At 53.6% G+C, this 11,573-nt stretch carries 8 protein-coding genes; 1 reads left to right on the top strand and 7 read right to left on the bottom strand.

The window, feature by feature from the left end:
• Positions 1-194: 194 nt before the first annotated feature.
• Genes ACUCV0_RS23690 through ACUCV0_RS23665 form a run of 6 tightly spaced genes read right to left on the bottom strand, consistent with a single transcriptional unit; the run spans position 195 to position 6,699 of the window.
• Positions 195-653, bottom strand: coding sequence for a type IV pilin protein (locus ACUCV0_RS23690; RefSeq protein ID WP_482213891.1), 459 nt, complete (start codon positions 651-653; stop codon positions 195-197).
• Between the two features lie 11 nt (positions 654-664).
• Positions 665-4,294, bottom strand: a complete 3,630-nt coding sequence (locus ACUCV0_RS23685) for a pilus assembly protein (protein WP_256664696.1) — start codon at positions 4,292-4,294, stop codon at positions 665-667.
• Positions 4,291-4,884, bottom strand: a complete 594-nt coding sequence (locus tag ACUCV0_RS23680; protein WP_482213890.1) for a pilus assembly PilX family protein — start codon at positions 4,882-4,884, stop codon at positions 4,291-4,293. Before ACUCV0_RS23680 ends, ACUCV0_RS23685 begins: the two co-directional genes overlap by 4 nt.
• Complete coding sequence (locus tag ACUCV0_RS23675) at positions 4,881-5,606, bottom strand: PilW family protein (RefSeq protein WP_482213889.1); 726 nt, start codon at positions 5,604-5,606, stop codon at positions 4,881-4,883. The genes ACUCV0_RS23680 and ACUCV0_RS23675 overlap by 4 nt, the downstream gene beginning before the upstream one ends.
• The gene (gene pilV / locus ACUCV0_RS23670; RefSeq protein WP_158893867.1) at positions 5,603-6,187 is read right to left on the bottom strand and encodes a type IV pilus modification protein PilV; all 585 of its coding nucleotides are present in this window, start codon (positions 6,185-6,187) and stop codon (positions 5,603-5,605) included. The genes ACUCV0_RS23675 and pilV overlap by 4 nt, the downstream gene beginning before the upstream one ends.
• Positions 6,184-6,699 (bottom strand): GspH/FimT family pseudopilin, encoded by a 516-nt coding sequence (locus ACUCV0_RS23665; protein ID WP_256664695.1) that lies wholly within the window; start codon positions 6,697-6,699, stop codon positions 6,184-6,186. Before ACUCV0_RS23665 ends, pilV begins: the two co-directional genes overlap by 4 nt.
• A 615-nt stretch (positions 6,700-7,314) precedes the next feature.
• Here ACUCV0_RS23665 and ACUCV0_RS23660 point away from each other — a divergent pair.
• Entirely contained in the window at positions 7,315-8,049 is a 735-nt protein-coding gene (locus tag ACUCV0_RS23660; RefSeq protein ID WP_482213888.1) for a response regulator, read from the top strand.
• A 1,958-nt stretch (positions 8,050-10,007) separates the two neighbouring features.
• Here ACUCV0_RS23660 and ACUCV0_RS23655 read toward each other — a convergent pair.
• A complete protein-coding gene (locus ACUCV0_RS23655; RefSeq protein ID WP_482213887.1) occupies positions 10,008-11,057 on the bottom strand; it encodes a glycoside hydrolase family 5 protein in 1,050 nt (349 codons plus the stop codon).
• Positions 11,058-11,573: the final 516 nt, after the last annotated feature.

The raw sequence follows: 11,573 nt of genomic DNA, 5'->3' as shown, positions 1-11,573 counted from the left end.
GTATTGATATGGATCCTCGTTGTCATTCTTGTCGTTAAACGGAATCAAATCTTCCAGCGCACACATTGCAATTATGATCTTCTGGGTCCATATCAGCAGGAATCCGACAAAGTAGGACTCGCAAATGTCATCCGCCCCCCCCTGCTAGTGGGATATAACCTACTGCATGCTCTAGAGGTATGATGGGCAAGGGGTTATCGCCAACAGTCGGCGGCGGTACCTGAACTATTGTTGGTTACTCCCTTCACTCCTTGTGCATTAAGATTAAGGTCACCACAGATCGTGTCCCGTGTCTGTGTACCGCTGCGGATAGCGGTCAGAAAATAGGGACCGTTATTAGTGTAAGCAGTGGTCCCGGTGCCGTTGACCGCCATGCTTAGTTGGTAGTAGCCACTGGAGGACAGCACCATAGCACTACCGCTGGCAGTTTTATTGTTGACAATGTTCAACCCGGATACTGTGGTCGGATAGGCATTGTTCTGGGCATAAAACCGCTCCATCCGCGCCGCCGCTTCATTAAGCAAAGCCTGGCCCTCGCTGCGGTTGGAGCGCAATACGTAGGTCTGATAGCTCGGGTATGCGATAGCCGCAAGGATGCCAACGATCGCGACGACAACCATCAGCTCAATTAGGGTAAAGCCTCGTGCTCGCATCAAAAAACTCTTTAGTCAGGATTTTGATTGGGTATGGTCCGCCAAGTCTGACGGGAAAATGTCTGCTTGGTGCTTGTAGACTCAGTCAGACCGCTACCCGAAGTGGTTGTAGTCGTGGACCCGTCGGTATTGGTAAGTGAGGTTGTGGTTGACGTGCCAGTTCCTGAAATGACGACACTGTTGCCGTAAGTGAAGATTGAGGCTCCTGCAAAGAGGCCGGCCAGCTTCAGCCGTGAATAGCTAGTATCAAGGCCGAGCTCAAGGAGGTCGCTGCCGCCGCCGGTATAAGGATCAAGGGCGTAGAGGTAGGTCACTGCACCGGAATCGCAAGGATCGTCATTGGGCACCAGCGACGTAAACAGCAGGGTATCGCTGATATATTGAGCTTTGTTAACAACCATTTCGCCGGTCAGTGGCAGGTTTACGTACCAACCATATTTACCCGCTGTATTGGTACTCGAGTACCAATCCACCGCCGTTGTCGATACGGTGTTGGCAGTGGAAGCGACCGTGCTCCCCGTCGAACTGGTATAGGAGATACTCGTATCTGTTCCAAGTGTCTGCTGCTGGAGGCTGGAAGCGCTAAGGGTCGGCGTCGTGCTGGCCGCAGTTCCGGTGGCCTGACGATCCCAAATGCCGTAGAGCGACATGGCTTTAGTGGTATTGGCGGTGGCATCAGCGCTCTCCAGATACTTTCCAGTCCCGAAAACGATCAAATAACCGGTACCGGAGGGATGGCGCACGAGATAAGGAGCCGCCGTGATGGCTTGGATAAAGCTGCTCAAGCCGCTTGAGTAACTGCTGGCCAGAGCGCTGTAGAGAGGCTTACCGCCAAACGCAACGCCATAGCTGGTTGCACTGCTGCCCACCAGATCAAAACGCCACAGGCGTCCCTGCAAATCACCAGCGTAGGCATAGTCTGCGATCAGATCGCTATTGACATCCGCTACAAGCGGCGAGGACAAACCATTCACCGCTGTACCACTGGCCGACGCGGTCAACTGAGAGATCAGGCTGCCATCGCTTACATCCAACACATAGAGCGAAGCGGCATTTTCCAATGTAGTGCTGTTGCTCGTCCAACTGCTGCCATAGCCGTTGCTCAGAATCACTGCCCAGGAGCCATTCTGCAGTCGTGTGACCACAGGTTTTGCGTAGGTATAGCCCAGTTGAGGGTAGTCGCTACTACTCTTTTCCCACAGTAATTTGATGTTATCCGGGTCGGTGATGTCTAACGCGAACAGGCCACGACCTCCGCCACGCAGGGTTCCAATCAGTACGGTGTGCCAGGCACCGCCGTAATAGACGTCCTGCACCAGGGGCGATCCATCAACATAGAACTGGTGCGCGCCGCCGGTGTAATTCACATCACTAAGCTTGTAGAGCGTGGGTAGAACAACACTGGGGACGAAGGCGAATTTCTCGTTCCCGTTGTCGTCAAAGGCGTGCAGCATGCCGTCGTTGCCCCCGACGTAGATGCGCGTGGACCGGTCTGCCCAAGTCTGGCGAAAGGCGGTATAGGATCCACTTGTAGTAGAAACCAAGGCATTCATCTTGGCTTCGGGACTGCTTGGAATGCTTACCTGCACTGGCGTCGAATCGATAATGTCGCCGAGAATGTGACTGCGTATCCGAAAGCTCGGTGTGGTACTGCTGCTTTCATATGTTCGCGCGCCCCGCAGATAATCGACGCGCTGAGATCCATAGCTATCAGTTGTGCCCAGTAGATTTTTGTTTAAATACGCTTTTTGGGTAGCGCTAAGATTACTCCAGCTGAAGTCTTGCAACGTATTGCTAGACTTGGCCATCTTCACCGTTCGAGCGGCATAACTGCCACTGCCGTAGGCGGCGTCAAGCTTGCTCTGGGCGCTCCATTGACGAGTGACGGACGTCGCGGTCCGCAAATACTTGGTTAGGTCACCGCTCCAGTCACTGCTGGAAAAGGTTGGGACATAGGTGTAGCTCGACGAGTAGCTGCTGTCGAGCATTGGCGAAGACACCTGGCTTGCTGCAGCATTGTTCGATTGAGTAATCCGCGTCACCACGGCGCCAAGCGAACTGACCAAGTCACCGGCGTCGTCTGCGCTGAAGAAGGCGCCGCGCGAATTGATGGCCGCATGCCAAAGGTCGTAAACATTGTTGTCGCTCCCGGACGCTGCTTTGGGCCAACTCAGGGTGCCGGAAGCGATCGCATCGTAACCACCTGAATAGGTATCGCCGCTCCAGGCCGGACTGGTCAGGGCGCTACTTAGACCAATGCCTACATAAAATCCGGTCAGGTGCTGCCAAGTGGCGGGATCGTTCTTTGGGTTCCAGTAGGGGGTCAGCGTGTTGGAGCCGTGCGTTTCCGTACCGTTCACCGCAGTGTAGGGCGGAATCTTATTGGCAAGTGATGTATTAGCGTCCTTGTACCAATACTGGAAAGCCAAGTCAGCCAGAGTGTCGGTAGTGGAATCCTTATAGGGCGCTATTGGGCTATAGGTGGTGCCATCGCCTAAGGTCTGACTGCTGCTGTCCTCACCAGCCACGTCGTAGGTGGCATTCCAGACGCCATCCGTCACCATCAAGCTGTAATTGGCGCGACAAGCGTAGACGGGTGCCTCAGTGGTGCCTGGACTGTAGGCGTATGGGCCGTTGGCGCCGGTAGTGGACAGGAAACTGCCCACCCGGGCCAGAGCTGAATGCAAAGGCGTACTGGAGTCGAAATAGATGTCGCCAAGCCAGTCGAACAATGCCTGTCGATGGCTACCGCTAAAGGGACGCAGGCGATTGTCGTAGGCAGAGGAGCTGGAATTGCTAATGCCGCGACAATTTGCTGATGTAGCGGAAAAGGTGCAACTGCCTAGCGCTTGCCAGCCGACGCGTATATTTTCATCTACGTCGACCATCGCAAGATTAGTTGCACTTTGCGCGGCTAAGGCTCTACTGCGGTAAAAAGTATACCAGTTGGCGAAGTTCTGCCTTTCGTCGCTACTGTTCGAACCGGAGGTGCTGGAGACCGTAACTTTTTTATAGCAGGCATCGTTGCCGGTTCCAGCGGAGGTGCATGTCGAGGGCGTGGTATCGTATAAGTAATAATAGGCAGCTACGCCAGATTTTACCGCACTAGAAGAAAAGTCAGCTGACGGATTTTCTGCTAGGGTGCTTGCGCTACCTGTCGCCAGACCGGGATTGGCGTAGCTAGTACCGCGAGCCGTCTCTGGATCCGTGGTAGTTATGTTGGGATTATAACCCCAGCTCACCTTGTAGTTACTGCTAAGGTCAACCGTTCCCAACCCGGTACGAAATCCGTTGACGTAGGCCGCGGTGAAACTCGTCGTCAAGCGGGTCTTGGTCAAAAGACCCGTCGAGGAATCGTAGGCAACCTTGTAGGGCGCCGCATAGGTAACTTGGGGGTTGTAGTAGAGACCATTGAATGTCGATGATTTAGCGCGTCGCGTCACTCGGATTGCATCGGTCCGCGAAGCATCGGGCACCACCGCCATTTGCATACTGGTTGAGTTGTCGATGGTGATGAAAAAGTTGGGCCCAACCCCTGTGGTGAGGAACAGGGGTTGCTGGCTGACGGTAAGCGTAGCGGCTTCCACCACAGGCAACGCCAGAAATAGGGACAGAGTCGCAAGGAATTGGCGCAAGCTCATTGGACTTCTACCTTGATGACGCTTTGCAGAATGACAGGGAAACGGGCGCCCCCGGCCGTTGCGGCGGCGGTTACGCGATAGTAGTAGGTACCTTTGCCTTGAGTGGCGAGAGACACATCTTCCGCCCCGCTGCTGGCGATGACCGTTGCGACCCACCGGGGAAGGCTCGTGAATGCTGACTTGCCGTCATAACCAGTGTAGGCAACCGATGTTGATGCCGTACCAGTTGCCGCCAAGGCGGTCTTGGCCCAGGCCTGAGTCTTCTCAGTGGTATCAAGGTCGCTCCCCTCGACCAGCAGACATAGATTGCTACCGATAGCCGCCACGCTCGAAGCGCAACTCGAATAGCCTGCACTGGCGGCCGAAAAGGTTGCCGTTAACTTCAAGGCATTTACGCGCCGCTCTCCTTCCCTCAACGCCGAATCAGCCGCGTTGTAGGCGCGCTTATGCTCGGATACGCTGCCGCTCAGACGATTCTGCAGCGTGCTCGAGCGCATGCTGGACAAAGCCAGCAGCGTCAGTAACAACAGCATGATCAGTGCGACGAGCAGCACGACGCCCCGTTGTGATGAAGCCTTAATGCTCGTCATTGCATCAGGTTCCGTAGAGTCACGCTGCCTTGCACGATCTGTAGCACATGAGTGGTGTCCTTCAGACTTTGGCCGCTCAGGGTGTTCCAGTTATCGATCACCGTGCTGGAAATACCATCGGTAAGTGTCTTTGTGGTGGAAAATAAGGCCGCATAGCGAATAACTTGAGTAGAATCGGTACTTGCCGGCACCGCAAACCAGACGAAGCCAGTCAGCCCGCTGACCAAGGTCTGAGCGGTCTCGCCTTGAGCGCTGCAGGTAAGGTTTCCGGTTCCACTGCCATCAGCCACGTAGCTGATTCGTGTAAGGACCTCGGTACCATTGCTTGCAGCAGCGATCTTATTACCTAGGCAGTCAACGTCCGTTCCCTTAACCGCTCCTTGGTAGCGAAAACAGATCCCAGTCAGGTTGGTGTCTGTGGTGAGCTTGATGGTCTGCCCTGCTGAAAAGGCCGGGCAGCCACTTGTGGCATCCAAGGCTGGAAAGGCCACCGTTAAGCTCTTCTGAACAACCGGATTTGCGCGGAAGCCGGCCTTTGCCAGTTGCTGATCCAACAACAACAATGCGAGCCGACTATTGTCGCCAGTTTCGACTTGGCCCTGCTGGTAGAGATAATGGCGTTTGTTGTTGATGTATAGCTGACTCACGCCAAGAATCAGGAAGCTGCTAAGCGTCAGTGCGATCATCATCTCGATCATGGTCAGGCCGCGTTGCTTCGTCATAGCTCGGCCCTCAGGACGTAGTAACAGATCCCACCGGCACATCCTTGAGTGTTGCCGGAAGCATCCTGCCAAGCCAGCACGACCATGGCTACCGAACTGTTTGCGCTGCCACAGGCGCTATAAGGGGTCGTACTGCCCACCACTGGTGCCGCAAGCGATGGGCAAACGGCGAAGTTGGCTTTGATAAGGTCATCAGTCACTGGCAGCAACGCCTTGACCTGACGTAGCCAGCAGGTGAGATCCTTGCCGGCAATAGCATCTCCTCCGACACCTCGTGCAAGCTTGGCGCACGAACCGTCGGCAGAGTCCAGCGCAGTAGCGGCAAAGTCGCTACCGGCAGCCTTGTAGTACTTGCTGGTGACGCTGAATAGATCGCCGCTTAGCGCACCACCTGGATTGCTGCGCATCACCTCTATGAGATCGCCCGCAAGCATGATGGCGGTGTTGCGAAGCACGGAGTCTTGAGATTGCACCAAGCTACGAGACTGCAGCGCTGCCATGCCCAAGACACCAATACAGATGACGATCAGACTAACTAGCAGCTCGATGAGGCTGAAACCCGGTTGACGGGAGGAACTCATGAACAGCCACTCGTCTTGGCGGACGTGGGCGCAAAGTCCTTCGTGCTGATTTGCCCACCCGGGCTGATAGTCAGCGTTCTACCCGTGGTGGCTTTGTCATTACTGGCGCATACGTTAATTATAGCTGCAGCTGTTGAAACCAAGGTCCCGTTTGGACGAAAAGCCACGGTAGTAGAGGTACCCGTGCTGTTAACCCCCGAGGCCGCAAGTCCCGTATCAGTGAAACGCCGTAGGATTTCCGCCTCACCCAAGACGGTGCTGGTCACCGTAGCGACGACCAATGCGCCGGTCCAGTCATTAACAGTAACTGCGGTAACCCCGACATTGACGCTGCGTGCCATCGCCTCGCTACGGGCGTAAGTCAATAGATTCTGTAACTCTTGAGCAGCGCCAGTGACCTTATTGGAGCGAACCATGGAGCTGAAGCCTGGTACAGCCAGGGCAGCCGTGATAGCAATTAGGCTTACAACTATCATTAATTCGGTAAGAGTAAAGCCTGCGGCCTTTTTCACGCCACATCCGCCTTCATGTGAGACACGTTGATGATGCTGCCACTGGCACAGACAAAAAGTCTGCAATGGCACGACATTCGGGCGTAAAGACGGGATGGCCGGAACCGAAAAATGGGATGTACCTTAGCGCTTACATAAATGTGTCCGACAGCCTACATTGGGGAGGTTCAAGCTTTATAAAATTATTCCTCTCTATCAGAAAACAGAGATAGAGCCTGCTTTGAAGTGCACCTGAAAGTTGGACAATTTCGCAAGACATGTCACATGCAGTCATTGGAACAGACCATTGTGTTGGTGCGCTGACCCCGAGACACTGGTATAGAGCACGCGGTCAGCGAGCTGAGTCATGGCGTCACTGTTCGTGTCGATTGGATCTAGTAGGTCTAAGTGCAAGACATAATATAAGCCTATGCTGAAATTTGATTTTTATATTACAATTTATACATCACTATATTACTGACGTTTTATACGGAGAGCTTGAATCGATTTTCAGATATGGGAATTTGTATCAAAATGGATACTACATCTCTGCAAGATATACATAATTTCTCGATGCATAGCACGCTGACCGGGTAGCATGTACCCATAGTCTATTTGCCTGTTTAGGTAGCCAAAATGCCGCTGTCACCCGAACCACAGCACTGGACCTCGCACATCCTGCTGGTTGATGACGATCCGTCGATCCGCGAATTGATCTGCGACTATCTGGCGCGCTTCGGTATCAATGCCCTCGGGGTGGGCAACGGGTTGGAGATGCGCAAGGCTCTGGTAGAGCAGTCCTTCGATCTGGTTGTATTGGATCTTATGTTGCCAGGGGAGGACGGGCTTTCTCTCTGTCGGTCACTGCGACGGGACAGTGGCATCCCAATCCTGATGCTGACCGCTAGATGCGAGCCGGCGGACCGCATCATCGGTCTCGAGCTGGGGGCCGACGACTATATGGCGAAGCCCTTCGAGCCTCGAGAACTGGTGGCGCGAATCCAGTCGATATTGCGACGTACTCACGGCGGCCGTCTCACCCGGCATAAACGAAGTAGCGTGAGCTTCGATGGGTGGAAGCTAGATGGCGTCCTGCATCAGTTGCATTCCCCGTCGGGGATAATGGTCCCGCTGTCCAACGCTGAGGTACGACTGCTCTGGGTCTTTATCGAGCAGCCGCGACAGGTGCTGAGTCGTGAGCAATTGCTCGATGCCACTCGCGGGCGAGCAATGGAAGCCTTTGATCGTAGCATCGATCTGCTGGTGTCGCGAATGCGCAGCAAATTGGGCGACGATCCCCGTGCGCCCCAATTGATCAAGACCGTACGCGGTGAAGGTTATCTGTTTGATGCCAGACAGATAGAGGATTAGCCGAACGCCGCCTTCATACGTAATTCGCGCGGCTGTTCGAGGTGTTCCTGCTGGCCATCCTGCTGCGCCAAGAAGCGTGAAACGGATAGATTCAACGGGAAAATTTGAACTAGCATGATAGCTCGATTCGCCCGGCGATCGATATGCAGACTCAAAGGATCATCGCTTCAAAGGTGTTAGCCAACCTGTCGAAATGGATAGAAATCCTTCGCTTTTGAGCCAGTTGAGCAAACGTTTGATCACATTACCCTGACGGTTCGCAAATCAATCAGATTGTCCGAGTAAACCTGATCGCCACCACTGAGAGAGGTGGCAAACCCTTGCGCAAAGACTATAGCGTTCGGCTGGCTCACATCGTTTAGTGCTCTTGCATCAGCGCCATAAGGGACCATTGAGCATTTGCTGACGAACGTCCAGCGTCCGCTCGATAGCTGCTAGCGACCGGTATACCTGCCTGTGCTGCTACCGGACAGCCATCCGAGATTAAAACATGACTTTTGACACCAGCCACATTTACCACGGGCAAGAGTATCCATGTCGAATGGAAAGACACCAGCGTCTCGCGATGTCAATGTCAATGTCAATGTCAATGTCAATGTCAATGTCAATGTCAATGTCAACGGGCAGTAGAACTGATTCAGATGCAGTATTACTCAATCTTTACCTACAGTTACATATTTCCGCGATTTTCCGGTGTCAAATAGCAGTATCTTAGTTTTAGGAGAAAATGATGTTCGTTAATAGCTGCAAGGTAGCATTGCTGGCTGCCCTCCTGTCCCTGTCTGGTTGCTGGCTGTTCATGCCTCCTGGCGGTGGCGGCGGTCATGGTGGTCCCGGTGGCGGCGGTGGCCCCGGCTTCGGCGCTCAGCGTTGAGCCTTCAACAGCCGCTTAGGGAGTGAAGCGTGTCAGGTCCCGTTATGGCCGTGCCGTATTGAACCTTACCGCTCTAGTCCGTCGTCTGCCTCTGCTTAACCAATCGCAGGTGGAGACGACGGATCGCTTCAGTACTATGTAATAGACAGGCGGACTCAGCTACTCTGCCAGCTTGGGCTGGCCAGTTTTTCGGCGCCGAAGATCTGCGTACCGACGTGGATAACTAATTTGCAGACGGTTAATGCACGTTGCAGTAAATCATCGCAAGAGCGCCCCATATTGATAAAGCACTTAGGTACCAGCCGCGCAAGCATCCGCACCTAAACGAGTTGCTTCAGCCCTTGATTGAGGCTCTGCATCGGGAATGCTGTCCGCCACGGACTGACCGGCGAGCAAGTAGGATGGTATGCGCAATAGCACACACGATATTCCGCAGTGGCTAGCCTGCATGATGAGACCCTACCTTGTTTTCACAGTCGGCTCATCCACCTGCTGCGGTTTTTTTATATCTATAGACTCCGTCTCGGATTCTAGCGCCAGCTTTCTTAGTCAACAAACACCTTAGATGAATTAGTCCCGCCAGCTCGCCACTTCCAAAATGGTTGCCACCTCACCTATAAAAGTTAGGGTCTTATCCGAAGTTGGATGCACCTCCCCCCATCGAAATGGTACAGCAGGCCTACTGCTTATTAGCAAGTGGCTACCCAAGGGAGCGCTTTAAAACATCTGGAACGAGACGATAATTACTAACTAGACGTGAAATCGACCGATTGACTTTTTCGATTCGCTTTTGGGATCGCTTAAGGTCAAGAAAAGCTGTTATCCGGAGATGATGCATACTTGGCACACAGCCTCACTGACTGCCATCACATACAAGTCCTCCAACGGAAAAGGGCGGGCCGACATCGCGTTGGACAGCAATCACCCTATCTGGGATTTCACTCATAAAATTGCGACATACACAGGCCTTGTGCGCAGTGTTGGGTTAGTTATCCACCCGCGATACCGTGCCAAGGAGCGCACAATCTACACCAATAGTGCGAACGGCGCGCTCCGCTCGATGGGCACAGGAGCGGCTTACGGTTCAGCTACCCGGTCCGAAAGCGCTACAAGTGCTGCTGTCGAGATAGCTTTTGAGTGTTGCCCATTGCGGCCGGGCGGTGACGCCGTCGGTTGGCTCCACCGACAGTGCGTAGTTGCCCCACCCGGGTCCGGCCGCCCAATATGTGGTAGGGATACAGCGGGTCTTAAGGTAGGCCAGCATATTGGCCAGGGCAGTATAATAACCGCTATTAGTATCCGGCACCCCGACCTCACCGATGTAACCCTTGCGGTTATTCTTGCGAAGCCAATCCACGAAGGGTTTGACGCGGTCCACTCCTACCTGAGGATCAACGCTGGTTACTGTATTGGCATAGGCGCCGCCACCGTCAGCATCGAAGTAAGTATGAGCCTCGAAAATCAGTTTGTTGGCCGGATCAGTGAGAGCAAGCAGGCTGTCGTTATAGCGCGGCCAATAATAGCTACTGGCCCAACCGTTGCCCTCAATGAAAATCGGCCTCGTGTTGTCGATGGACCGCACCCCGTTGATTCCGTATTGTGCTGCGGTGGGCCAATAGGCTAGCGCATCGTGCGGCTCATTCATGATGTCGTAGCCATAGAGTGCCGACTGCCCGCTCCAGCGGGTAGCGATACGAGTCATAATATTTTGGTAGGCGCTATAGGGCACGCTGCTAGTGCCAATGATATTGCCTCGGTACCTCATATAGTTGTGCAGATCCAGTACTACCTTTACACCATACTTGGCGGCATAGGCGAAGGTCTGGTCGATGAGAGCGGCATAGGTACTGTCCAGGCTGCCATTGAGCGTCGGCTGCAGCCGCTCCCAGATGATCGGGAAACGCACGAAGTTGACACCATGCGCCTTCCATTGCTGGAAATGAGCTGCGCTTGGAAAGATGTAGTTAGCGCCGTTTACCCCCGGCAGTACCTGAGGTGCGAAACCAGCGCCGGATAGGTTGAGTCCTACTAGATCGACGCCAGCTTGCACGGGGGCAACTAGTGCCAGAGACAGGAAAGAGACGCCAAGAAGGCGGATGTGTGAAACGGGGGCTGCGATTGAGACGGAAGTCATGTGATCACCGATGACAACGGGAAAACCAAGCAGAACCTATGCATCCCATGGATGAAGATTCCCATTTAGGAGGCTTGGGGCCTCAGCTCGACTCGATATCCTTCCGGTGATATCGAAGAGCGTTCCCATACGGACTGGGATGGCGGGCAAATGCCTGTGGATACTACGAACAACGTCCACTGCTCGACAATGACGCCCTAGTGTCATCCGGGCATCTGTAGGCTTAGTTCAACCTCGTCAAACTTCCCTACACCCAAAGTTTTAGCTCATAGCAAAAGAGGATCAATGATGGCACGGCGATTTTCGAATGAGCGGCTTTTTTTACAGTATGACTGACCGCCTATTGGTTACCTTAATCAGAACCCGAGTAGCACAAAGCTATCAAAATTATATAACCAGATACCAAAGCAGAATTAATGTATCTGAATTGAGTTATTTTTATCTAACCACTATTTGCGTACATTAAGGCCTAAGGCCACCACCTATCCTAGGGCTTGTCTGAAAAGTCGTGTTTGC

It is taken from the genome of Pseudomonas sp. VMV1 (assembly GCF_056790235.1).
Note: the sequence above shows the minus strand (reverse complement) of the source record. Positions and strands in the feature narration are given on the sequence as shown.